This window comes from Flavihumibacter sp. (assembly GCF_036676075.1).
Classification (GTDB): Bacteria; Bacteroidota; Bacteroidia; order Chitinophagales; family Chitinophagaceae; genus Flavihumibacter.
The window spans coordinates 1-25,043 of the sequence record NZ_JAKFDQ010000022.1 but is presented as its reverse complement, the minus strand read 5'-3'; the positions used below and the strand labels follow the sequence as shown (position 1 = coordinate 25,043).

At 42.6% G+C, this 25,043-nt stretch carries 21 protein-coding genes and 1 other RNA gene; 7 read left to right on the top strand and 15 right to left on the bottom strand.

Features of this window, described 5'->3' with window-relative positions:
• Positions 1 to 3: 3 nt before the first annotated feature.
• The 3 genes from fsa to V6M43_RS16515 form a co-directional block, all read right to left on the bottom strand.
• On the bottom strand, positions 4 to 654 hold the full coding sequence (gene fsa / locus V6M43_RS16525; RefSeq protein WP_332737178.1) for a fructose-6-phosphate aldolase: 651 nt from the start codon (positions 652 to 654) through the stop codon (positions 4 to 6).
• Positions 655 to 740: 86 nt separating this feature from the next.
• Positions 741 to 840: signal recognition particle sRNA small type (ffs, locus tag V6M43_RS16520), an RNA gene on the bottom strand.
• 35 nt (positions 841 to 875) lie between these two features.
• Complete coding sequence (locus V6M43_RS16515) at positions 876 to 2,177, bottom strand: type IX secretion system plug protein (protein ID WP_332737176.1); 1,302 nt, start codon at positions 2,175 to 2,177, stop codon at positions 876 to 878.
• 97 nt (positions 2,178 to 2,274) lie between these two features.
• Here V6M43_RS16515 and V6M43_RS16510 point away from each other — a divergent pair, with 97 nt between their 5' ends.
• Positions 2,275 to 3,507: an ABC transporter permease gene (locus V6M43_RS16510; RefSeq protein WP_332737174.1), complete on the top strand. Its 1,233-nt coding sequence runs from the start codon at positions 2,275 to 2,277 to the stop codon at positions 3,505 to 3,507.
• Between the two features lie 5 nt (positions 3,508 to 3,512).
• On the opposite strand, the gene V6M43_RS16505 is transcribed toward V6M43_RS16510, so the two are convergent.
• Positions 3,513 to 4,244 carry a TrmH family RNA methyltransferase gene (locus V6M43_RS16505; RefSeq protein ID WP_442902324.1) on the bottom strand — a complete coding sequence of 244 codons (732 nt, stop codon included), beginning with the start codon at positions 4,242 to 4,244 and terminating at the stop codon, positions 3,513 to 3,515.
• Positions 4,245 to 4,317: 73 nt separating this feature from the next.
• Here V6M43_RS16505 and V6M43_RS16500 point away from each other — a divergent pair, with 73 nt between their 5' ends.
• Positions 4,318 to 6,594, top strand: coding sequence for a BamA/TamA family outer membrane protein (locus V6M43_RS16500; RefSeq protein WP_332737171.1), 2,277 nt, complete (start codon positions 4,318 to 4,320; stop codon positions 6,592 to 6,594).
• On the opposite strand, the gene truB is transcribed toward V6M43_RS16500, so the two are convergent.
• The 4 genes from truB to proS form a co-directional block, all read right to left on the bottom strand.
• Positions 6,578 to 7,273, bottom strand: coding sequence for a tRNA pseudouridine(55) synthase TruB (truB, locus tag V6M43_RS16495; protein ID WP_332737169.1), 696 nt, complete (start codon positions 7,271 to 7,273; stop codon positions 6,578 to 6,580). The genes V6M43_RS16500 and truB overlap by 17 nt on opposite strands.
• 32 nt (positions 7,274 to 7,305) lie before the next feature.
• Positions 7,306 to 8,412, bottom strand: a complete 1,107-nt coding sequence (locus V6M43_RS16490) for a M48 family metallopeptidase (protein ID WP_332737167.1) — start codon at positions 8,410 to 8,412, stop codon at positions 7,306 to 7,308.
• Positions 8,413 to 8,456: 44 nt separating this feature from the next.
• On the bottom strand, positions 8,457 to 9,410 hold the full coding sequence (locus V6M43_RS16485) for a YjgN family protein (RefSeq protein WP_332737165.1): 954 nt from the start codon (positions 9,408 to 9,410) through the stop codon (positions 8,457 to 8,459).
• A gap of 558 nt (positions 9,411 to 9,968) precedes the next feature.
• Positions 9,969 to 11,444, bottom strand: a complete 1,476-nt coding sequence (gene proS / locus V6M43_RS16480) for a proline--tRNA ligase (RefSeq protein ID WP_332737163.1) — start codon at positions 11,442 to 11,444, stop codon at positions 9,969 to 9,971.
• Positions 11,445 to 11,564: 120 nt separating this feature from the next.
• On the opposite strand from proS, the gene V6M43_RS16475 reads away from it, so the two are divergent.
• The gene (locus V6M43_RS16475; protein WP_332737161.1) at positions 11,565 to 12,341 is read left to right on the top strand and encodes a hypothetical protein; all 777 of its coding nucleotides are present in this window, start codon (positions 11,565 to 11,567) and stop codon (positions 12,339 to 12,341) included.
• 98 nt (positions 12,342 to 12,439) lie between these two features.
• Positions 12,440 to 13,993 (top strand): OmpP1/FadL family transporter, encoded by a 1,554-nt coding sequence (locus V6M43_RS16470; RefSeq protein ID WP_332737159.1) that lies wholly within the window; start codon positions 12,440 to 12,442, stop codon positions 13,991 to 13,993.
• Between the two features lie 3 nt (positions 13,994 to 13,996).
• Here the strand turns inward: V6M43_RS16470 and V6M43_RS16465 are convergent, their stop codons facing one another.
• The 5 genes from V6M43_RS16465 to V6M43_RS16445 form a co-directional block, all read right to left on the bottom strand.
• Complete coding sequence (locus V6M43_RS16465; RefSeq protein ID WP_332737157.1) at positions 13,997 to 15,361, bottom strand: GH1 family beta-glucosidase; 1,365 nt, start codon at positions 15,359 to 15,361, stop codon at positions 13,997 to 13,999.
• Between the two features lie 36 nt (positions 15,362 to 15,397).
• The gene (locus tag V6M43_RS16460) at positions 15,398 to 17,029 is read right to left on the bottom strand and encodes a L,D-transpeptidase family protein (protein WP_332737155.1); all 1,632 of its coding nucleotides are present in this window, start codon (positions 17,027 to 17,029) and stop codon (positions 15,398 to 15,400) included.
• A gap of 105 nt (positions 17,030 to 17,134) precedes the next feature.
• Positions 17,135 to 18,067 carry a tRNA (adenosine(37)-N6)-dimethylallyltransferase MiaA gene (miaA, locus tag V6M43_RS16455; protein WP_332737154.1) on the bottom strand — a complete coding sequence of 311 codons (933 nt, stop codon included), beginning with the start codon at positions 18,065 to 18,067 and terminating at the stop codon, positions 17,135 to 17,137.
• 5 nt (positions 18,068 to 18,072) lie between these two features.
• A complete protein-coding gene (locus V6M43_RS16450) occupies positions 18,073 to 18,636 on the bottom strand; it encodes an IS1096 element passenger TnpR family protein (RefSeq protein ID WP_332737153.1) in 564 nt (187 codons plus the stop codon).
• A gap of 41 nt (positions 18,637 to 18,677) precedes the next feature.
• On the bottom strand, positions 18,678 to 20,096 hold the full coding sequence (locus V6M43_RS16445; RefSeq protein ID WP_332737151.1) for a CCA tRNA nucleotidyltransferase: 1,419 nt from the start codon (positions 20,094 to 20,096) through the stop codon (positions 18,678 to 18,680).
• 42 nt (positions 20,097 to 20,138) lie between these two features.
• Between V6M43_RS16445 and V6M43_RS16440 the strand changes: the two genes are divergently transcribed.
• Complete coding sequence (locus V6M43_RS16440; RefSeq protein ID WP_332737149.1) at positions 20,139 to 20,597, top strand: DUF1801 domain-containing protein; 459 nt, start codon at positions 20,139 to 20,141, stop codon at positions 20,595 to 20,597.
• A gap of 38 nt (positions 20,598 to 20,635) precedes the next feature.
• Here V6M43_RS16440 and V6M43_RS16435 read toward each other — a convergent pair whose 3' ends face one another.
• Positions 20,636 to 21,643, bottom strand: a complete 1,008-nt coding sequence (locus tag V6M43_RS16435) for a glycosyltransferase family 9 protein (protein WP_332737147.1) — start codon at positions 21,641 to 21,643, stop codon at positions 20,636 to 20,638.
• Positions 21,643 to 22,146, bottom strand: a complete 504-nt coding sequence (locus V6M43_RS16430) for a Sua5/YciO/YrdC/YwlC family protein (RefSeq protein WP_332737145.1) — start codon at positions 22,144 to 22,146, stop codon at positions 21,643 to 21,645. The genes V6M43_RS16435 and V6M43_RS16430 overlap by 1 nt, the downstream gene beginning before the upstream one ends.
• A 51-nt stretch (positions 22,147 to 22,197) precedes the next feature.
• Here V6M43_RS16430 and sucC point away from each other — a divergent pair, with 51 nt between their 5' ends.
• Both sucC and V6M43_RS16420 read left to right on the top strand, forming a co-directional pair.
• Positions 22,198 to 23,415: an ADP-forming succinate--CoA ligase subunit beta gene (gene sucC, locus V6M43_RS16425; RefSeq protein WP_332737143.1), complete on the top strand. Its 1,218-nt coding sequence runs from the start codon at positions 22,198 to 22,200 to the stop codon at positions 23,413 to 23,415.
• A gap of 350 nt (positions 23,416 to 23,765) precedes the next feature.
• Positions 23,766 to 25,043: PKD domain-containing protein (locus V6M43_RS16420; RefSeq protein ID WP_332737141.1), on the top strand; the 1,278-nt coding region annotated here is incomplete at its 3' end.

The window sequence follows — 25,043 nt, the reverse complement described above, 5'->3', positions numbered from 1 at the left end:
CAGTTACATTTTTTTTGCATCTTCCAGGAACTTTGCCAATCCGATATCAGTCAACGGATGTTTCAGTAGGCCCAGTATTGACTCAAGTGGGCAGGTGCATACATCGGCACCAAGTTCAGCACATTTTATAATATGGTTGGGATTCCTGATAGAGGCTGCCAGGATTTCCGTTTTAAAACCCTGAATACCATAAATATTCGCGATCTGCCCTATCAATTCAGTGCCATCCCATCCGCTATCATCAATACGTCCAATGAATGGGGAAACATAGGCCGCTCCTGCCTTTGCTGCAAGTATTGCCTGCCCTGCGGAAAATACCAGCGTACAATTCGTTTTGATCCCATTATCGGTAAACCACTTAATTGCCTTTACACCATCTTTGATCATCGGAACCTTTACTACAATATTAGGATGGATAGCTGCCAGTTTCTGACCTTCTTCCACCATAGTTTTAAAATCGGTGGAAAGAACCTCTGCACTGATATCTCCATCCACCATTTCGCAGATGGCCTTATAATGATTGACAATATTCTCTTCGCCCTTAATTCCCTCCTTTGCCATAAGGGATGGATTGGTAGTTACACCATCAAGAATTCCTAATTCATTCGCTTCCTGGATTTGGGCCAGGTTGGCAGTATCAATAAAAAATTTCATGTATTGGTTTGTTTTTGACGCAGACGAAGATAAGAAGAAATGGGTGACCAATGACCGGGCAGGGAGCGGGAGAAAGGAGAAATAAAAAATGGCAGGCTACTCACATCGCACCGCTACAACCACCTACCCTTGCTGTCTTCCGACCCTGGGGGAGTTCAGTAGGAGCTGGTCGTATGAGACCTGCCGGCGCAAAGATAGGGTAAGATGATTTTCCTGACAAATCAATTTGAAATAACGCCCGGCCTTCCTGCCAGTGAATTTATAGAAGCTGCAGCGATGAGTTCATCTGCCCTCCCGCCCAGTGCCCTGTAATAGACAAGGATGGTATAATTATTCTCTGCTTCCCAATAGTTTCCTTCTGTTCTGTCCATGCTGAAAAAGGCCTTCTCCCCTTCACCTTCTTTTGTCGCATAGCCATAATAGTAATATCCCTGTTTCAACCAGATTGAGGTTTCATATATTCCTTTTTCTTTGTTGAATACCATTCGTGATTGCGGGTCTTTGCCATAATTTGTAAGCTCCCCAAAAAGGTAAAGATCATTACGGAATGGCATCCCGCCAGGTGGTTTATAACTGAAATGCACGGTTGCATAATCAGCCTGCCAGAATGGATTTAATCCATCAAGCGTTTCATTGAAATACATTCCATTCCCATCGCGGTAATAAACAAACCTCTGCGCTGAACGATCGATATCGGTCTTTACATATATGTCAGTAGTTGAGGGTGAATAGCGTGCGCTATCTACACGGTCACTTTGGAGCCTGAAGCTGCGCAGGTCGAGCCAGCGCCATTCTTTGCCCGATGAAAATACACCATCCTGTTCAGCATTGAACTCAAGATTGTTTTGCCTGATAAATGTTGGCCTTAGGCCAAATTTCTTATTGTCCCAACGGTTATTCTGCAGAATACAAACGTTTATCTGCTGCATAGCATTAACAATATTGAGATTGCGTGTGGTTACGGTGAAATTAACTTTCTGATGGGTAGTGAATATCTGGTTATTGAATGGCTGAAGAACCTGCAGGGCTATGCCCGCTTTTTCTTCCACCACAAGTACCCTTCTTGTAAAAACCACTTTAGAAGGATCTCCATTAAGAAATACTTTTATAAGGTAATTACCAGAGCGCGAAGGCCCGCTGCTTCTATCTGGTAATGAAGCCTGGTAATGCGTATACCTGGTAAGTGCAACCGAAGAATTTCTGTATGTGGTTATCCGTTGCTGGGTAAAACCTTTTATGTAATCCATTGCGCTTAACATTACCGGGCTCCAGTCGGCATTACGAAGTTCCCATGTATATGAATAACTTTTAACACCTCCTTCGCGATCATCAAAGTGGAGTTCTAACTGATCGCCCCCGTTAAGCCTGATAAGTGGATAGCCAAACGGATTACCAGCCGGATGCAGTTTCAGATTCTGAATATTTGAATAATAAATAATATCCGGTTCCTGCGCTTTCAATTTCTCAGGCCCCATGGCAGTCATAACTACCAGGGCAATCAATATAATACGGAGTTTCTTCATAGCACGCATCCTTAATACTTGTAAATATCATTCAATTCCCATCAATTACCACACACTGGGGCACAACCTTTATATTTGTTGACTAAAACCATGCCGATTGAATGTTGCCGGATTCATAGCAAGGAGAGTGGCATTTAACCGCCAGAAATCCTTTTCCCGTTTTATTATCCGCCTTGCGATAGCTGCAACCACTATAAGTGTAACTGCCATGATCATTGCACTGGCTTTTACAAGTGGTTTCCAGCACGCCATCAGCCAGAAGATCTTCAGTTTCTGGGGACATATAAGGGTTCAGCATTATGAGCCTGATAAGGTTGCCATTGCAGAAGAATACCCGATAGATAAAAATGATACTGTAGCCGGTTTGAAAAAAACTGTTCCGGGTATAAGATCTGTGCAACCATATGCTACAAAAAATGCTATCCTTAAAACTGCTGAAAGCATTGAAGGTGTATTATTCAAAGGTATAGACAGCAGTTATGATACAATGCGGATGTCATCCTTTCTCAAAGAGGGCCGCTGGATGCAATTCCCTGACAGTGGGTACAGTAATGAGATCGTACTGTCTACATATACGGCAAACCAGTTAAACCTTAAGGTAAATGAAAGTATACTGATCTATTTCATACAGAATGACGGGTCAGCGCCAAGGGCCAGGAAGCTGAATATCTGCGGTATTTACAAAACAGGGATCGAAGATTATGATAAGATGATCGCATTAGGTGATCTGCGGCTGATACAGCGCCTTAACAACTGGTCGCCAAACAGTATTGGAGGTTATGAAATATTCCTTGAGGATCATGAAATGATTGATGGGGTGAATGAAGCTGTATTCACTGAACTTCCCGTATTATGGAACAGCAGAACCATTAAGGAGATATATCCCAATATATTTGACTGGCTGTCACTTCAAGACAAGACCATTGCCATTGTGTTGATCATCATGATCATTGTTGCTATCCTGAATCTGATAACATGCCTCATCATTTTGGTATTGGAACGAACAAGAATGGTAGGTGTTCTCAAGGCCATCGGCGCGCCTGATGGGATGATACAAAAGATCTTTCTTTATCATGGTGGGGTAATAACACTAACGGGAATAATCCTTGGAAACATTCTTGCGTTTACACTGATATTTTTACAAAAACGTTATGGCCTTATAAGTTTGCCGGAAGAAATGTATTATATCAGTAAGGCGGAGGTGAAGGTGATTCCATGGCAGATAATGGCAGTTAATGCTGGCACATTCCTGATCTGCATGGCTGTGCTGCTAATACCTACTTATATCATCCGCAGGATAGAACCGGTTCGTGCCATTCAGTTCAAATAAGATTATTAGTCCGTAATCATATGTGATAAAATGATGCCCGTGGCAACGGCTGCATTGAGAGATTCTGCATCTCCCATACGGGGTATGGTCACAAAATATTTCAATTCATTCTTCAATTCAGATCTGATTCCCATTGATTCATTTCCGATAACTAAAGCCGATGGTCCATGAGCCTTGATATCCCGTAACGGAGTTCCCTCAAGAGTAGCTGCATAAAAGTGCCTATGTGAATGTGTTCTGACATACTCCACCAGGTCTGTATAAAAAATTTCTACCCTCCCGATGCTGGCCATTGTGCTCTGAACAACTTTAGGATTAAAAGCATCGGCGCAATCCTGACTGCATATGATTTGCTGAACACCGAACCAGTCGGCGATACGGATAATGGTCCCAAGGTTTCCGGGATCCTGTATTCCATCCAGCAAAATTTGCCAGCTGCCAGGTTCAATAACCAGGTCGGGCTTGTAAAATATTCCTAAAACCTGGTTAGGTGTCTTCAGGAAGGATATCCTTTCCAGTTCACTCGGGGAGATTTCAATATATCCCTTGTCGCTTGCTCTTTCGGGCTGTGATGCGTACCATTCCTGGGTTCCATAGAGCTCCTTTGTGCGTATATGCGGCATCCCCAGCAGCTCCGTAACTATCTTTGGTCCTTCGGCCACAAAGATGCCTTCCTCATCCCTGAATTTTTTATGGCTCAAACTTTGGATATATTTGACCTGATTTTTTGTAATCATTACCTTATACTTTTTTCAACACACTATGCCCGCAGCTATAACCAACATGTACATCCGTAAATTTTATTTCCGGATGCTTCTTTGGTTACCCCTGCTAATGGCCTCCGGATGCAAGGTTATAAAAAATTATTCCCCCGATAAACCTTTTGTTTACAAGACGGATATCAAGTTAAGCACTGATATGCGGACTTCAGAAAAAACTGAGCTCATTTCCAGGATGCAGAACCAGCTTGACGACAGTCTACAGGTGAAATGGGTACGAAAAGGCTTCAAGCAGATTCTTAACAAACCTGCGGTTTTTGACAGTTCCTATGCTGTCAATTCCCTTGACTACCTGGATGATCTTCTGCGTGCCCAGGGTTTTATGTATGGGGAAATCAAATGGGATTCAACACTGACCCAGGTTGAGGATCAGCAGAGGGTAACTGTGAACTTTGATGTGATCACTGGTAAGGTAATGCGCTTTGATTCTATAGATTTTGCTTTCAGGGATAGTTTACTGCAGGAAATAGCCATCAAAAACAGGGAGAAATCGATCCTAAAGAAAGGGGATACATATAGTAAAGAAAAGATATCTCTTGAGCTTGACCGTATACTCAATATTTACCGAAACAATGGATATCTGAAAATAAATCGCGACGACATTTATGCAGAAGTAGATACTGTTGTTGGTGCGCTTATTGACCCGGGATTAGACCCCTTTGAACAGATCCGTTTACTCGAAGAAGTCCAGAAGAGGAGAAACAATCCCCAGATCGACGTGGTATTCAGGCAGAAAGGAATTGAGAACCCGGTACACCTGCAGCAGTATCATATCCGGAATGTTCGAATCTACCCCGACCGGCAGTTGTTAGGTGATTCTCTCCCCGTGTACAGAGATACAATTGTTAGAGAAGGCATTCAGATCCTGAGGACCCGTGATCTGTTCAAGCCATCATTCCTGGTTCGCAATAATTATATTCAGCCAGGAGCATTATATAAGCAGGAAGACGTTTACAGAACCAACAACATCATGGGTCAAATGGGTGCATGGCAACAGGTTGCAGTTGACCTTCTACCGGTAGACAGCCTGGGAATTGTGGATGTAAATATCAATATGTACCCTGCAAAAAAGCAAAGCCTAAATATTGATCTGGAAGCAAGCAGGAACGCATCAGATGTGGTAACAACCAGTAACCTGCTGGGGCTTGGCTTAAACTTCGGATTGCGTGACCGAAACCTTGCCCGGCAATCTATCCAGGCCTCCACCAACCTGCGTTTTGGTATTGAACTGGGAAATAAGGGACAGATCATTCAAACATTTCAGACAAGCCTTGGCCAGAATTTCACCATTCCCAAATTTGTAGCCCCCTTTCCAATCAGAGGTGAGAAAAATCTATTATCCTCCAGAACCATCCTTAATGCAAATGGCTCCTATACAGACCGGCGCGATTTTTATAAGGTACAGGCACTGAATGCATCAATTGGATATGACTGGACCAATAAGAAAAACCGAAACTGGATCTATAGTCCGCTTAATATTGAATTTGTCAGGGTTTTTTCTACGGATAGTCTTCAGCGTTTATTCGATAGTATTCCCAATCTCCGAAATTCATTCAATGACGGACTTATCATTTCCCAGAAACTTATTATGCTAAGTGCATGGTCAAGGTCAAATAAAGTGATAAATCTAAAAATAGGCCTTGAAGAGAGTGGAGGCGTATTTGGAAATATTAAAAGCTGGGATCTCCAGGCCCGGCTATCGAGATTTCTGAAAGCGGATATTGATTTCCGTTATTACATCAACCAAAGCAGGAGTTCATGGGCTTTTCGGTTTTTTGCGGGCATGGGGCAACCTTATGGAAAACTGCTTGATACACTCGGAAATATAACCAAGGAGAATAACCTGCCCTTTTTCAAATCATATTTTGCAGGAGGACCCAGTAGTATGCGGGCCTGGCAGGTTCGCCAACTTGGTCCGGGCTCTTCCCGTCTTTTCGGCAGCACCAATGCCGATCGATTTGCCGACATACAATTGGAAACAAATGCAGAATTCAGGTTTAACCTGGCAACCATTTATGGCATCAGGGTAAAAAGTGCAGTTTTTACAGATATTGGAAATATCTGGTTTCGCAATAACAGGGGGAATCCAAATTTAGATCCCGCTGTTTTTCGTTTAAGCAAGCTATATAAAGACCTGGCTGTGGCGGGTGGAACCAGTTTGCGATTCGACTTCAGTTATTTCCTCATACGTTTTGACTGGGCATATAAACTAAAGGATCCCTTTTACTCTAATTTCAATGATGGTTGGTTCTATAATCTGCGGCCAGGGAATGGCCAGTTTCAATTGGGCATCAATCATCCGTTCTGAGTGTTTCACCTATCATTTCTTCTGCTGACTGCATTGTATAAGCATCCTCCACCCTGAACTCCCCTATGCGTGTTCGTCGAAGAGAACTCAAATATCCTCCGCAGCCAAGTGCAGCGCCAAAATCATTTGCAAGGCTTCTTATATAGGTGCCAGTTGAACACACAACCCGAAAATGAACTACAGGCATTTTAATGGAAGTAATCTCAAAAACGGAAATAGTAACGGTGCGTGGTTCCATTTGAACTTCAATGCCTTTTCTGGCCAGTTCATAAACACGCTTTCCATTTATTTTGATAGCCGAATGGATGGGGGGCACCTGAAGAATTGGTCCTGTAAAAATGGCGGTTGCCTTACGTATGGATTCATCACTTAATCCCGATATATCTTTATGTAATTGCGGCTCGCTCTCCAGATCGAAGGTGGGAGTTACTGCACCCAAGGTAATGGTTCCCGTATATTCCTTTTCACGGGCCATGTATTCATTTATCTTTTTGGTAAATTTTCCCGTGCAGATAATAAGCAATCCTGTTGCAAGGGGATCGAGCGTGCCGGCATGACCAACTTTTTTTGTCTTCACCAGGTTCCTTATCTTTCTGACTGCGTCAAATGATGTCCATTCCAATGGTTTATCGATCAGCAAAACCCGGCCTTCTGCAAAAGGATTATTGAATAAGTCCACTTCTTAATTTTCGCAAAGGTAAGGATCGTTTATTACCATTGGCCTTTGTCGGGTTGTGGAATGGAAGCTTTCTCAATTGAGCGTTTCAGTATATCCCAATTTGTTATTAATACCGTCGGCAGATCCCTTTTAATGGAATGCTTGCGTGCAAATTCCTGTGCATGTTGTTTGCGATCTTCTGTCAGAGGATGTGTACTTAAAAATCCCGGCAATTCAATTCCATTACTGGCTTCTTTGAGCCGGTCCATCAGCATTACCATTCCTTCGGGATGCACATTATTTTTCACCATCCTTTTCATCCCTTCTTCGTCGGCAGATTCTTCAAGTGAGCGTGAATAGGAAAGGCTGCGAAGCATATTTGCCTGTGACGCCACGGCACCACCAATAGATCCCAGGTCACCGAAAACCATGCTTAGCATGAAGCTGCCGGTTAATTCCTGGAGCATATTTCGAAGACTATGGCGTTCATTCACATGAGAGGCTTCATGGCCAAGTAATGCTACTAATTCTTCCGGACGCTGCATCTTCTGGAGGATACCTTTATAAACCACTATATGACCTCCCGGAATGGCAAATGCATTCACCATAGTGTCGTCAACCACGGTAAACTGAAGATCATAGCTTTCACTCAGATCCAATGCAGTGGAAAAATCAGCCAATGCTTTGGTTGCATCCTGGTGAATAGTCTGGTCTTTGATCATAGCTTCATAAACCAGCTTACCCAGTTCGGCCTCCTTACGCGGAGAGATAAGCTGCAAGCCAATTCCGGATAAGCCGGATACCAGCAGGTAGTAGCCGCCTATAACCACCAGCAGAAATAACCCTAGTAATAACGGTAGTTTTATTTTGCTGAGCCCTTTAAACCATCGGTCGCGATCACCTGATGCATACTTCATTAATTCAGGAAGCAACAAATGATGACGCGGAATCTGTAGGGTTTGGGAACCATCAGATACCATTGAAAAATGTACAGCATCACCCGAGTTACTCAATAATCGGATGCCATTAAAGGGAAAATCTGCCAGGAAATTATTATCAACAATATCATAAAGTTGGATGGCATTGTTGAACAACAAGATCCTGGCAGGAACCGGTCTGGCAGACTGGCCATTAAAATATTGTACTATGGTTTGGTCCATTGCACAAAGTTAAACATGATAAAGTGCAAAACTGTGATTCAGGTTCAGATAACAAATCCGAAATCAAGCAGGTCACTGAACTCCTCTCCTGTTGCATCATTATAGGATTCCTGTGCCTGTTGCAGTTCATCAAAAGCAATGTATCCGTTAATCAGAATATTCCTGGTCAGGAAATTCATTGTTCTGGTAGTAGCCCATGGACTGCCTAATCCAAAACTGAATACCACAATAAGCATATTGATCACTATCAGTTCAAAAAAATCAACTGCTTCGGCCCTGCTATGAAGGAACAAGGCACGTTCTTCCTGTTCTATATGAAGATTGTTTACAAAGTACCGGAAGATATCACGCTGCCACCAGAAAAAATAAATCCCAAAAGTAATAAGAGTCAGGAAATACCCTTTGAAATTCAACCAGAAATATTCACCACCATCAGCATCATACCGGAAGCCTGCATTACCGACGCGGATATTACTCAGCATATATCTGCGAACATTGATGGTGAACCAGGGTCCATAAAACCCAAGCGTTATGATAGTAAAAAATATTCCCTTCAGGAAGATCTTAACCAGCTCTTTCCGTTCACCAACATAACCAAATCTTATTCCTCGCCAGTTACTCTTTGCCATGCGGTAACGATAGGAACTGTGTAGAATAAAGGGAGTGAGCGCTATGAGAAAAAGATAAAAGCCAAGAAGGACCAATTGCGTTAGCCCAAGTTTTTCTGTGGTTATTGCATAAATAAGCAGTGCATACCAAATAAGGATGAGTACAAAGGCTTTGATGAATCCTTTGAACATTTCCTTGCCGGTACCAGTAAACGAAAAAGGAGAATCTTCAAAATGAGTCTGGCTGTAGAGGTATGAAAGGGTGCGTGCTTTTGCCCATGGATAATATAATCCAAGGGTAAAAACTGTGAGGATGATGTTCACGAGTTGGATCCTGAATAATTCGAGACCCCGACCCAGATACTGGAATTTGTAATAACGATGTTCCATGTGGAAGTTGGTTTGGTGTTTAAGGTTTCTGTTAAGTATATTTTATGGTTAATACCTACCCCAGTTGAATAGTGTGGCAAGCGTACCCATGAATAAGAATAGTAAATACAGCAAGATTAATATCAGCAGTATTATTCCAAGGAAGCGAAAAAATGAAAGAAGGCTATCGAATGACTTTGACAGGAGGAGTTTGTCATTTGCCTTTATAGCCTTACTACACTGATGAGAAAACAGATATAATTTTATACAGGGGAATAATGACAATAAAAGAAGGACCATATAAGCTATCAGTAGCAGATTCCTTTCAGAACTGCTTGAAAGGCCCGAGGCAATTAAAATTATCAGGAGTATTACCAGCATACAAGAGAAAAGCGAAATGAATTTTCCCCAACCGGAAATCTGAAGCAATTTTCTTTTGGCCTGGAAACTGAGAATGCTATCTGTTTCCTCTGTAATTTCTGGCATAATTCAGGATAAGTCCTGAAAAATAAAAAAACATGCACAAGTTTTCGCTTGTGCATGCCTGTTTTTTTTATTGTGTTGGCAGATAAATAAATTTTAGTAAGCCCTTGCAAACAAAACCCGCTGACTGCTTGGCTTGCCCGTGAGGATGCATTTGCCTTCTTCCTGCTCATTTTGAAGGGGAATACAACGAATTGTAGCCTTGGTTTTTTCTTTTATTGCCTCTTCTGTTTCTGCGGTACCATCCCAATGTGCAGCAAAGAATCCACCTTTTTCATCCAGGCCTTTCTCAAATTCATCCCAATCATCAACCCGGGTAATATGGCTGTCGCGGTATTGTTTAGCCTTATTGAACATGGAAGATTGTATATCATCCAGCAGGTTTTTTATATAACTGGCAAGACCGTCCATTGAAACACTTGACTTTTCCTTTGTATCACGCCTGGCAATTTCCACAACATTATTCTCCAGGTCGCGGGCACCAATAGCTATTCTTACAGGTACACCTTTCAATTCATATTCGGCAAATTTCCAACCTGGGCGGGTATTATCACTATCATCGTACTTTACAGAAATCCCCAGTGCTTTGAGCTCGGTCATTATCCCTTTCACCTTTTCCCCAATAATTGCTTTTTGTTCATCACCCTTATAAATGGGAACTATCACCACCTGCTGTGGGGCGATCTTTGGTGGCAGAATCAGACCCTGGTCATCAGAATGGGCCATTACCAGGGCTCCGATAAGCCTGGTACTTACACCCCAGCTGGTTGCCCACACATATTCAAGTTTATTCTCCTTTGTCAGGAATTTAACGTCAAAAGCCTTTGCGAAATTCTGTCCCAGGAAATGAGATGTACCAGCCTGAAGTGCCTTGCCATCCTGCATAAGGGCTTCGATACAATAGGTATCTTCTGCGCCGGCAAATCTTTCACTTTCGGTTTTACGGCCTTTAATAACCGGAACTGCCATATACTCTTCAGCAAATTGGGCGTATACATCCAGCATCTGGTTTGTTTCAGCTATTGCCTCCTCCCTGGTAGCGTGGGCTGTGTGCCCCTCCTGCCAAAGAAATTCTGCTGTACGGAGGAAAAGGCGGGTACGCATCTCCCAGCGAACCACATTGGCCCACTGATTTATAAGCAAGGGCAGATCGCGATAGCTTTGGATCCAATCCTTATAAGTATTCCAGATGATAGTTTCTGAAGTTGGACGAACAATGAGTTCTTCTTCCAGCTTAGCATCGGGATCAACGATAACACCGCCACCATTAGGATCATTCTTAAGCCGGTAATGGGTTACAACGGCGCATTCTTTGGCAAATCCTTCCACATGGGCTGCTTCTTTACTCAGAAAGCTCTTGGGAATAAAGAGCGGGAAATAAGCATTCACATGACCGGTATCCTTGAACATACGATCAAGCTGGTCGCGCATATTTTCCCAGAGGGCAAATCCATATGGTTTAATTACCATACATCCCCGAACCGCGGAATAATCTGCCAGGCCTCCTTTCAGTACAAGGTCATTGTACCATTCTGAATAATTCTGTGCCCTGCTGGTGATCTCTTTACTCATTATAAGTTGTTGGGTTTTAACAATCTGCTTGCAACAATACTTTGCAAAACGCTGTCTTATATTTGTACTTTTATACAGCGAACGCAAAAGTAATTTTTTCAAACCATTAATGACAAAGCTATGAACCTCAAAATTTCGGGACTGATCGCTGGGCTGGCGCTGGTAGCGTTAAGCAGCTGTTCAGTATATAAATCCGGACAAACACCGGATGATGTATACTATTCCCCGGGAAATACGGGTATAGCTGCAGCTAAAGGTGGTAATGAAGAATATCTTGAAACAAATTCAAGAAGAAGGTATAATGATGCTGCTATGAGTGACAGCTATCGTGATGACCAGTACATGCGAATGATGATCGCCTCAGGCCGCCGGCCTTATTTCCAGGATGATTTCATGATGATGGATCCCTGGATGCGTTACAATTGGCGCTGGAACAGCTACATGACATGGAATAGTCCTTTTAATAGCCATTGGAATTCAATGTATATGTGGAACAGTTTTTATAACCCATACATCGGATTCTCCTTTGGCAACTGGTATAACCCATGGTATGGCGGAGGTGGATTTGGCAACTGGGGAGGAGGTAAATTTCCCAACGCAGGATTATTTAATCGTCCAAGCCGCCCTGTTTCGGCATTTGGCATGAGTAGTTATCTCAACACCAATTCAGGCAACCGTAACACGTATAAGCCATCCAGAACTTATAGTTCTGATTACAACAATAATAACAGGAACTACAATTCCAATCAAAACCGCCGATCAATATTCAGCGGCAATGAAAGTTCATCTGATCGCCCAAGCCGCAGTTACTCACCATCTTCATCCGGAAGCAGCAACAGAAGTTCCGGAAGCAGCGGTGGTGGTGTTAGCAGGCCAACCCGTAGGGGAGGAAACTAAATAGGACGGTTCACAATTATAGGAGGAAACACCTGGCCATTAATGCATTTGTTTCCTCCTTTTTTATAACCATAAGTATTCAACTAAAGCGCACGTACATGCGAAAAAGTATATTATTATTGTCGGCAGGTTTGATCTCACTTTCCACTTTCGCACAGTTACCTGAAGATGCCCTACGTATGTCATGGTTCACTACCAACGGTACTGCAAGGAGCCAGGCAATTGGTGGTGCGATTGGGGCGCTGGGTGGTGATATAAGTTCCAATTTTGTAAACCCCGCAGGTATCGGTCTTTTCAAAACAAGTGAGATCGTCTTCTCCCCCGGCTTCAAATTTATTACCAATGATGCAGGTTTCCGTGGTACTTCCGCAACTGAAAAAAGCAATGGTTTTGTATTAGGAACATCCGGACTTGTTATGGGTATGTCTGACGGAATGAACCGAAACCGGAATACAGCGTTTAGCCTTGCCATTAACAGGACCGCTGATTTAAATAATAAGATATTGTACAGGGGACAAAACAATTTCAGCTCTTATTCGGAAGCATATGCATCTGAGATCGCTGAATCGGGGCTTACCCTTGATCAGGCGCTTAATAGTAATAGCATTTCCTTTCCAGCCCGAATGGGATTGTATACCTATCTCGTTGATACACTTACCACCCCTGGATTTGGAACAGAAGTGGTAGCAACTCCACTTCGATATGCATTTCAGAATGATACAGCCTTCATGTTGAACCAGGAGAATTTTATTGAAACCTCAGGGGGTATCACTGAACTGGCTATTACATTCGCTGGTGGAACAAGGGATAAGTTTTACTATGGTGGTAGCTTTGGCCTTCCAATTGTGAACTTTGAAAAGAACAGCGTGCTTTCAGAAACAGATGCTTCCAATAATTCCAACAATGATTTCCAGGAGGCAATTCTACGCGAAAGATTTACAAGCAAGGGATTTGGTCTGAATCTTAAAGCTGGTATTATTTATAAGCCGGTAGAAAAACTCAGGCTGGGTTTTGCCTTTCATACGCCTACCATTTATGCACTCAAAGACACCTATGATGGAACGCTGGAAACCGACCTGGAAGGCTATAATGGAATAAGCACTGTAAATGTAAAAGAGCTAAATGATGGCTTTCTGCCGGAATACGAATATGACCTTTCTTCACCCTGGCGTTTTATTGCGAGTGGTGCATATGTGATCAATGAAGTGGCAGATGTACGCAAACAAAAAGGTTTTATATCCGCAGATGTTGAGTATGTAACCTATGGCAGCAGCCGCTTCAGGAATGCCGAGGAAAGCACTATTGAGGATGAAGCCTTTTTTAATGCAGTTAACGGAGTGGTGAAGGACATTTACAAAGGAACTATCAATGCAAAGGTTGGTGGTGAGTTAAAATTCAATACCATAATGGCGAGAGCTGGCTTTTCATATTACGGAAGTCCATACACCGACAGTGAACTGGATGGTAAAAGAATGTTTGTGAGTGGTGGGTTGGGGTATCGCAATAAAGGGTTCTTCATTGATCTCACATATGTTCATCGAATTACGAATGATGTCAATTTCCCATACCGGCTTTCTGATAAAGCGAACACATTCGCTGATTTGAGGGGAACGGGCGGTAATGTTATTGGTACGGTAGGGATCAAATTCTGACAATTAGCGTAAAAAATCACGCCACCAGTAACCTGAATCCTTAATAGTACGGAGCTGTGTTTTAAAGTCGACGTGCACCAACCCGAACCGGGCTTCATGCCCTTCTGCCCATTCAAAATTGTCCATTAGAGTCCAGGCAAAATATCCTGATATCCTGACTCCGTCTTTCATACACCGGTTTAGGGCCTGAAGGTGTGATTGAAAATAACTGATCCGTTCGGCATCATTTATTTGTCCACCTGTAAACCTGTCCTTGTAGGCAGCTCCGTTTTCTGTGATCATCAACTCCTTTATGGCACCATATTTCCAGAATCGTTTGATTATGTTTTGGAAAGAGGTAGGATTTACTTCCCAGCCCATAGCCGTAAAAGGCACCTGCCTCCTCTTAGGACTTATTTCTGAAGCCTGAATTATAGGAATGAAAGCATTATGCTTAACCACTACAGGGAAGTAATTCTGAAGTCCGATAAAGTCCATATTGAACTGCATCCTGTCTGTGTATTTCCAACTGAGATTCTCCCTGTTCATTTTATCCATCAATCCTTTATCATCCTCAGGAAATCCTTTGCCCAGTAATGGCTCAACGAATAGGCGGTTTAATAGAAGATCAATTCTTGCAGCAGCGGCAAGATCATTTTGCTGCAAGGTTGCAGGTATTACTTCAGAACAGGAAAAGGTCGTACCAATTCTGGCGCCATCAACATGTTTACGAAGAATTCGGCCACCCTCTGCCTGTGCGATGGCTGCATGATGAACGGCCCTGAGAAAAAAAGAAAGATTTTGTTTGCCGGGTGCATGTTTACCAAGCATATAACCAAGTGAAGTAAATCCTACGGGTTCATTTAATACTAACCAATGTTTCACACGATCTCCAAATGCTTTTGCACAGATCTTGGCGAAATGCCGGAACCATTTGTTTATTAAAGGACTGACCCATCCTCCTTGCTGTTGCAGTACCTGAGGAAGATCCCAATGGTATAATGTAACGAAAGGTGTAAGTCCATTCAGAAGACATTCATTTATCACATCATCATAAAACCGAATGCCATGTTCATTAACCTTTCCTGATCCATCGGGTAAAAGTCGAGACCATGAAATAGAAAACCGGAAACTATTAAAGCCCAGCGCTTTTACCAACATGATATCCTCCTTATACCGGCGATAGAAATCACATGCCTGTGCCGGAGTCACTCCTCGCTTTATAACACCCCTTCTGCGGGCGAAAACATCCCAGATCGATAAACTCCGGCCATCCGACAGAACTGCACCTTCATTTTGTGCAGCAGAAATAGCTACACCCCAATGAAAATCGGGTCCAAAGGCTGAAGCTTTGAACCCGATTCCTGAATCATTTTGATGCTGGATCATATCAGCACAAACTACTTCAGATATATTGTGTGTGTATTATATTTTCGTGAACATTCTGCCAGCAACTTCTTTATCCATTCCATAAATGTCTTCACGGAAATTTAATCTTCCTCTCTCATCAACCCATGCAGTATAATAGGTAATAAATACTTCAGCAGGGTCTTTCAGTTTTACGAACTTTTCAGTTCCGGCATTCATTGCTTCGAAGATTCGGTCATCATCCCAACTTCCTTCATCCTCCAAAAGATAGCTCGCCAGTTTCGATGGTTCACTAACTCTTATACATCCATGACTAAAGGCTCTTTTATCCCTACTGAAAAGTGATTTACTGGGTGTATCATGGAGATAGATATTAAAGCTGTTGGGAAAAAGGAACTTTACCTTTCCCAGGGCATTTTTTTCACCCGGAAGCTGACGGATGGTTGGCAGTTCACCTGTAGTTTCAACGATCTCCATATTATTCTCTGCCAGGTAATTAGGATTCTTTTCCATGGCAGGAAGTATCTCATCTTTTACTATGGAAGGAGGAACATTCCAATGCGGACTAAAAACTACCTGGTTCAAAGTACCGGTAAACATCGATGTATGGTGTCCAACTTTTCCCACAACTACCTCCATATCAAAAACCTCTTTTCCATCTTCAAGGGCGTGTAGTTTATACTCAGGTATATTAATTACTATGAGTTTTCCTTTGGGTTGTGAAGGCATCCAACGCATTCTGTCGAGATTTAGCAATAGCTGCTTCACGCGTTCTGTTGCAGGCACATTCAGATGCTTGAGCAGGTCGGCATTCACTATGCCGGTTGGAGTATATCCATAACGTTCCTGGTATGATTTGATGCCATTTTCCATCGCATCATCAAAAACCTTTGTTGTATCATTTCCCGGAAGATCACCTGTTAACTGTAAATGCTTTTTGATTGCAAGCACAGCATCTGTTGACTGACCTTTCTTTATTGGAAGCTTAGCTGAACCAGGCAGTGGCCATCCACCATTTTGGGCGATCTGAAAATATTTATTCAACTGTTCCTTGAGTTTTGCATACTCAGGATTTATATCTTCGAAATATTTATTGTCTTTATGCTTTTTATTAAGAAGTGAATCAGCCCATTCCATTGGGTCACGCTTGGTGAAGGGAACAAATCTTTCCAATTCCTTACGTTTGACATAACCATCTGCAAAATTTGCCAGCGAATACCGAAGAAAGTTAACTGTCATCATCAATTCAGTTTCCCGAACAGAAGAACCATTATTACCCACACTAAATTCATCTTCCATCAGCGCGTTCATTTTCTTTTGGAAAGGTTTATCGAGCAGGGATGAGTCTGCAGAATAAGTCACATAATGATCATAAAGATTCCAGAATCCGTAAGCCTGTTCTGTGAATCCTTTTGAATTAAACCATCCGAACTGGTAATTGCGTGCATTGTAAAAGCTACGCATACGGTTGGATATGGAATCGGGCACCTGGCGATCAGCGATGAATTTTTCAACATTCATACTATCCAGAAAAAGATCTGAATAGGAATTACTTTTGTTGATCCAGGTATTGCGCTTGGATATCTTCTTTTTTTCTTTTTCTGCTTTCTCAGCTTCCTTTTCTTCCTGTGATTTGCAGGATAAGAGACTAATAGTAGCCAGGGTAATCAGGATGAATATTTTTCTCATAAGCCACATTTAAAAAAATGTATGCCGCCGCATTCCTTTATTGCGAGCCTATCTAAAAGCGACCATCCAATATTAAATATTCAAAACTTCAATTTTTTGGGGAATTTATTTCCCACTATTAATTTTTTCTGTAAGCCACTGGAGAATTTCTTCCGTTTGACCTGGGGAAAACCATTGTATGGAAAGATCTTTTTTGAACCAGGTTAATTGCCTTTTGGCATATTGCCTTGAGTGGGCTTTAATTTGTTCAATAGCTTCATGCAAGGGGATTTTACCCTTTAAATAGTCAAAAGGCTCTGAATATCCAACTGTTTGCAGGGGAGATGTAGCCATGAGTTCAGGCATATTCTCATATATATAAGTTACTTCGTTAAGGAGGCCTTGTTCAATCATCATGTCTACCCGATTATTGATCCGCTGGTATAACAGGTCCCTTGGGAGGTCGAGACCTATTTTCAGGATACCGAACGGCCTTATCGCCTTTTTACCCGACTGGAAGTTTCGTATACTTTGCCCAGTTGCCATGACAACTTCGAGAGCACGCATTAATCGTTGTGGGTTTTGGACTTCTCCTGTCTGGTAATAAAGAGGGTCTTTCTCTCTTATTTGCTCCTGTAACCATTCAATACCATGGATCCTGAATGAGTCCACAATATTGTTTCGGAGTGCAGTATCAATGGGCGGTAATTCATCAAGTGAATCTGTGAAGGCTTTGATATAAAGTCCGGTGCCGCCAACCATCACAGCCGTATCATGATGGTTAATAATTTCATTAACGGTTGATAGGGCAAAAGATTCGAATGCGGCGGCATTCATTTCGTCGCGGATGCTGTGGGAGGCAATAAAATGATGCTTTACCTGCTGAAGTTCTATTTCTGACGGGCGGGCAACACCAATATTCAGTTCGCGGTAGCATTGCCGTGAATCAGCTGAAACGATCTCCGTTTTAAAGTGCTGAGCAATACGTATAGCCAATGCTGTTTTACCAACCGCTGTGGGGCCAACAACAATGATACATGTAGAGGGAAGTTTTTCCACTTCATTTAAATTTCTTCCTCTGTACTCTCCGCTGCGCCAAACTCTTCAGCATCATCACCAAGGTCTTCCCCTTCTGTACCAAACCCTTCTGCACCAGATTGCAGGTCATATTTTTCTTCCATTTCTGCAAGCTTATCTCCTACCAGTCCCTTTGTGCCATATTGCGAAGGAGCAATGCCTTCAACGCGCACGGTGGCCGGGTATTCGATCTTGGGATTTTCCTCCCTGGTAACATTGATGAGCTCAACATGAAATACCCAATTGCGAACGAAATCGTAAACATAAACGAACTTCTGGTTCGGGTCATTGATCTCAGAACCCATGGTTGTATCGCTCATCATCAGCGGATCGGCGCGGTATTGTTTATTGTATTTTTCCAGGGTTATTTCGCGCCCACGTGCCCAGCTATCATTGCTACGATAAAAGGTGGCCGCATGCTTATTGTCAAATTCATAGGCCTTTAGGATGGCCTGGTGAAGATCCTGGAAACTTTGTTTATGCCTGATGGCGATATCGCGATAAACGCTGTCATCTTCTTCAAAATAGATCCTGAACTTCAGTATAGCCATAATAATGAATGCTGTTATTTGTGCGTAAAATACAATTTCTTTTATTGAATGGGATGGAGGTTATGTTCCGCTGCTTTTTTAACCATTAAACCATAGGCAGCTTCATAACTGTTTTCGATGTCACCATCCAGGATTGCTTCCCGGATAGCATTTTTAATTTCCCCTACCAGTTTTCCGGGCGGTAAACTAAAAACCTCCATGATCAGCTCACCGGTAATTGGAGGTTGCCAGTTGCGCATCCTGTCTTTTTCCTCCACTTCTGCCAAACGCTGCCGCACCATATTGAAATTTTCCAGATAGCGTTTCACCTTGAACTTGTTTTTGGAGGTGATATCAGCAGAACAAAGCATCATAAGGTCTTCAATATCGTCACCGGCATCAAAAAGTAATCGGCGGATGGCGCTATCTGTAATATTTTCTTTGGTCAGGGAGATAGGACGAAGATGCAGCTCAACCAGTTTTCTCACATAACGCATCTTTTCGTTTTGCGGAAGTTTTAGCCGGGTAAATATCCTGGGAACCATACGCCCGCCAACTACCTCATGTCCATGAAAGGTCCATCCATGACCCTGCTCAAATTTTTTGGTGGGAGGCTTACCTATATCGTGGAGCAATGCTGCCCATCTTAACCAGAGGTCATCTGTATTAGCAGAAATATTATCAATTACCTGTAGGGTATGGTAGAAATTATCTTTATGACCCATCCCATCAATATACTCTGCACCTGCAAGGTCAACCATTTGTGGGAAGATGATATGCAGTATGCCCGACTGGTAAAGCAGATCCAGTCCCACGGAGGGTTTTCTGCTTAACAATATCTTATTAAGCTCTTCGGTTATGCGTTCCTGGGAGATGATCTTGATCCTGTCAACATGAAGGCAGATTCCTTCCCAGGTATGCGGGTCGATCTGAAATTCAAGCTGTGAGGCGAATCTTATGGCTCTTAGCATCCGAAGAGGATCATCACTAAATGTTTGACCAGGTTCAAGGGGCGTTCGGATGATTCTATCAGCCAGATCTTTTTGTCCGCCAAACGGATCAATGAGGCTGCCATAATCTGGCTGATTAAGGCTGATGGCCATCGCGTTAATGGTAAAGTCGCGGCGAAGCTGGTCCTCTTCAAGTGTTCCGGGCGCCACTTCCGGATTACGGCTATGATAGCGGTAACTTTCTTTACGGGCACCAACAAATTCGATCTCAAAATCATCGATACGGAGTGCTGCGGTTCCAAAGTTTTTGTAGAACGCGACCTGTGGTTTTGGCTGGAATCTCTCCGCCACACGGTGGGCAAGGTCAATGCCATCCCCAACGCAAACTATATCGGCATCCTTAGTTGGACGGTCAAGCAATTTATCGCGCACAAATCCCCCGATCACAAAGCATGGCATCTCCAGGTCGGCTGCCGCATGAGCAATCTTTTTCAGTAAAAACAATTCCTTTTCTGTGCAATTGATATCCATTGGGCTGCAAAATAATTTAATTTCAGAGTAAAATCTGAAGCGATGGCCAGTTCACAGGCAAGTACACCACTTGAATATATCAGCGAGCTGCCAGAAGAGCGGCAGGTTGTGATCAAAAAACTCAGGAATGAGATCAAAAAAAATCTGCCGAAGGGTTTTGAAGAAGTTATGAGTTATGGCATGATCGGCTATGTTGTGCCACATAGTTTGTTTCCGCAAGGATATCATTGTGATCCCAGGCTACCATTACCTTTTATAGCTATAGCTGCGCAAAAAAATCATTATGCAGTGTATCATATGGGCATCTATGCAGATCCCATCCTACTCGAATGGTTTCAGAAAGAATACACGAAGCAGGCTACCATTAAACCAGATTTTGGTAAAAGCTGTCTTCGTTTTAAAAAAGCTGAACATATACCTTATAAACTTATCGGAGAATTGAGTTCTAAAATGACTGTAGAGGATTGGATTGCGATTTATAAGCGTTCCTTGCAGAAATAAACCGAAGAATATCGGTTGCTAAATAATCGATAACAAAATTATGATAGCGGACTGTTGATGGGTAAAAGCAGTTGATTATCGGTAATAGTGAGGGCACATTTAAAATGGCCTTCAGGGCAGGATTTATGACCATGAAGACCACAGGGCCTGCAGGAAAGTTGTTCAGTTGTCTGAATAATGGTGGAATGATCGGTTAATGGCCCGAATCCAAACCATGGCATTGTGCTGCAATAGATGGCGGTGACTGGTGCGTTTACAGAAGAGGCAAAATGCATGGGAGCAGAATCATTTACATAATTCATCAGTGCGTCTTTCATAAGTGCGGCAGACCTTAGAAAGTCCAGCTTTCCACAAAGAGAGATCAAATCAGGATTGCGAACATTTTCAATAATCTGTTGTGCAAGGGCCTGGTCTGATGGGGCTCCTATCAAATAAATTTTCAGACCTGCTGGCAATATTTTAATGAAAGAGATCCATTTTTCGACAGGGTATTGTTTGGTAAACCAAACCGATGCTGGTGCTATTACGATATAGGGGCCGGATTTTAATGCTTCCACTTCGGAGAAGTCGGCCGGGGAAGGATGGAGTTTGGGAAGAAATGCTTTCTCATCAGTAATATCCTTAATCAGGTCATTGCAACGATCAATTTCATGCTTGTACTTATCGGTAACTGAAACAATATGGGGGATGGCTTTTGTGAAGAATCTACTGAAAGGATTTTTATCATAGCCCCTTGTTTCCCGTGCACCTGAGAAAGCGGTAAGAAATCCGGTTGTGGCGAAACGTTGTACATTAATAACACGGTCATATTTTTCTTCGCGGATCAATTTAAGGATACGTACGAGGTCACGGAATTTTCCCACTTTCTTATCCCATACAATCAGTTGATTTAAAAAAGGATGGTGGCGCAGCAAACCTTCATTCCCTTTACGCAGGAGGAAATCAATACGGGCATCAGGGAAAAACTTATGAAGCTTTTCGAGGATGCCGGTGGCGAGCACTACATCACCGATAAAGGCAGTTTGTATGATCAGGATTTTTTGCATCAGAAAGCTGATGGGGCGAAATTATACAAACTGTATCCATTGGCAATTGAGGATGTATGGGTAGAGCAAACAAATCCGGCTTTTGCATTCAGAGCACCATTATCAACAGGAATTACCACCAATGGTTTACGAAATCTTTTAATAAGAGTATTATTGAAAGTATCATTAACCAGGGCAATGGGAGCTGCGCGGTTGGCATCAAGTAATTGTTCGGAGATACCAAGAATTCCGTTGAACCAGGTGGCAGATGCAGGGTTAAGCTCTTCGATGAAATCAAAAACTGCGAGGTCTGGTGCAGAAACAAATTGAAGGAGATCTCTTTGATCGGCGATCAGAATAACTGGTTGTGGATTGTTGGCGGAAGCATTTAAAAGAGCATGTACCGCCAGATCATTGGTAGCATCAGCTGAAAGCATCAGGCCTGCTTCTGTTGGTATAACTGCCAATCTTCCATCATGGAGGCATAAAAGAGTATTGTCTATATCCGAATTGAAATCTCCCATCCCGTAAAAATAGCTCCCCTTTTCCCTATCTTCGCCGGAAATTTTTGCTATATGAACTTGCACGAATACCAAGCCAAGGAATTACTGAAGAAGTATAATGTGCCGGTGCAGGAAGGCATTGCCTGCAATACTCCCGGAGAAGCCGAAGAAGCCTACCGTCAGATCCATACCCAATACTCCAGCAAATTTGCTGTGGTTAAAGCACAGATACATGCTGGTGGAAGGGGTAAAGGAAAGATCCGCGGAACAGAGCAGCGTGGTGTTGCTGTAGGAAAGAATGCGGAGGCAGTAAAGGAAATTGCGCAAAATATTCTCGGTGGAACACTGGTTACAATACAAACAGGAGAAGCAGGAAAGGTAGTGAACAAGGTACTTGTTGCACAGGATGTATATTATGAAGGACCAAATCCGATAAAGGAGTTTTATCTCTCCATTTTACTGGACCGTGCAAAGGGACAGAATGTAATCATGTACAGCACTGAAGGTGGGATGGATATTGAAGAAGTTGCACATAACACTCCGGAAAAGATCTTTAAGGAGTGGGTACATCCCGGAGGAATGCTGCAGGGATTCCAGGCACGTAAGATCGCTTTCAATCTGGGATTGAGTGGTGAAGCATTCAAGAACTGCGTGAAATTTGTAACCAATTTGTACAATGCCTATGTGGGATTGGATTGTGCGATGCTGGAGATCAATCCATTGTTTAAGACCTCAGATGAAAAGATCATTGCAGTGGATTGCAAAATGAATATTGATGACAATGCCCTTACACGGCATGCTGATGTAGCATCACTACGTGATATCTCTGAAGAGGATCCAACAGAAGTGGAAGCAGGAAAATACAACCTGAATTTCGTGAAGCTGGATGGCAATGTGGGATGCATGGTAAATGGAGCGGGGCTGGCGATGGCAACCATGGACATGATCAAGTTAAGTGGTGGTGAGCCTGCGAACTTTCTGGATGTTGGTGGATCAGCCAATGCGCAGACTGTTGAGGCCGGTTTCCGTATCATCCTGAAGGATCCAAAGGTGAAAGCTATTCTGATTAATATATTCGGAGGTATTGTTCGTTGTGATCGTGTAGCCCAGGGCGTTATAGATGCCTATAAGAACATGGGCAATATAGAAGTTCCGATTATTGTGAGGCTTCAGGGAACCAATGCAGCTGAGGCTAAGCAATTGATTGATGAGAGTGGATTAAAAGTGCAGAGTGCGATCATGTTAAGTGAGGCGGCTGACCTGGTGAATAAAGCGGTTACGGCTGCTTAAAATTTCCAGAATTATTATTGAATCCCGGTCATGGTTGACCGGGATTTTTTTTGTGAAAATGACTATCGTATATATACGTAATTGAAAAAAAATATTGCGGAAAATACTATGAGATATTAAAAAACTTTGTACTTTACCGTTAATTATTTCAAAAAGCCCTTCCTGATCGTCTCCAAACTTTAGGTGCCTTGAATTAATAACCCCGCTTTATTAAAACCGTATCTGTCCCTAAGTAACCTGACAATTGTATTGAAGAATTGACGAGTATTTTCAAAGCCTCCCCGTTTTGAGAATCCTGTCCTATTGCCTAAACCGAGACGACTTATTTACACCCCCTAAACCATTAGAGTATGAGACTTCTTACTCAAACTTTTGGCATGCCTATGTTTATGCTGATAAACGGCGCTGCATCAGTTAAAAAATCACTTTATCTTTTCCTTACCTCTTTATTAATTTTTGGCTGGGGCACGGCAATTGGACAGAGTCCATGCAACACACCACCAAATGACAACTGTACTTCAGGAGATATCACCATCCAGAGTGTTGTCCTTGTTGACGCCAATGGAGATCCCCTTACAAGTGATTGTACGCCTGGAACAGATGTGACAGCGTACCTGAAAGTCAATTTCAATGTTACCTCAAATGAACGTTATGGATTTTTGATTACAGGAAGGGTTTATATTAATGGCTTTCACGAGCAGGTTATTGATGAATGTTATTCACAAACATTTAGTAGTGGACCGAAAAGTGTAATCTTATTTAACGATCCTGTTACATGGACCTGCGGCGGCACTATAGAATTACGAGATGTATTTACTGCATGGGATAATAATGCACCAATTAATAATGTATACAAAGTTTGTAATTATTATAATGGTACTACTTATGATTGCCGAAACTTAACTCCTAAATGTTTTTACTACCCAACACCAATAAAAGTTGTTGGTCCATTGATAGCAAATTTCGAGTGGGATGGAACCTGTAACACAGGCAACATCGCACAAACAATTACTTTTACAAACCTCACTACAGGTGGAACTTCACCTTACACATATACCTGGAATTTTGGAGATGGCTCTGCAACTTCCAGTGTACCCAATCCCACACACACATATTCAAGCGCTGGAAACTATACGGTAACCTTAACAGCCAATGATGCATCCAATCCTACAAAGCAGGATGTTCAATCTTATGAGGTAACTGTTGAAAATTGTTGTATCGCACCTACAATTGATAATGACCCGGCAAATCAAACCATTTGTGAAAACACAAATACCTCATTTACTGTTAATTTTTCCGGAGGTTTCCCTTCACCTGGCATACAATGGCAAGTAAGTACAAATGGTACTGATTATAATAATCTAACAAATACAGGAATTTATAGCGGAGTAACCACAGCGACACTTACACTCACAGGAGTAACAAGTACACAAAATGGTTATTTATACAAGGCTGTATTGACAAGCGGAAGTTGCACGCCTGTTAATTCAGATCCTGCAAGTTTGACCGTGGAGGAGAATATCACCAACAACAGCATCACCGCTGACCAGACCATCTGTACAGGATCCACCCCAGCTCAACTGGATGGCTCCACTCCAACTGGCGGTAGCGGCAGCTATACCTTCCAG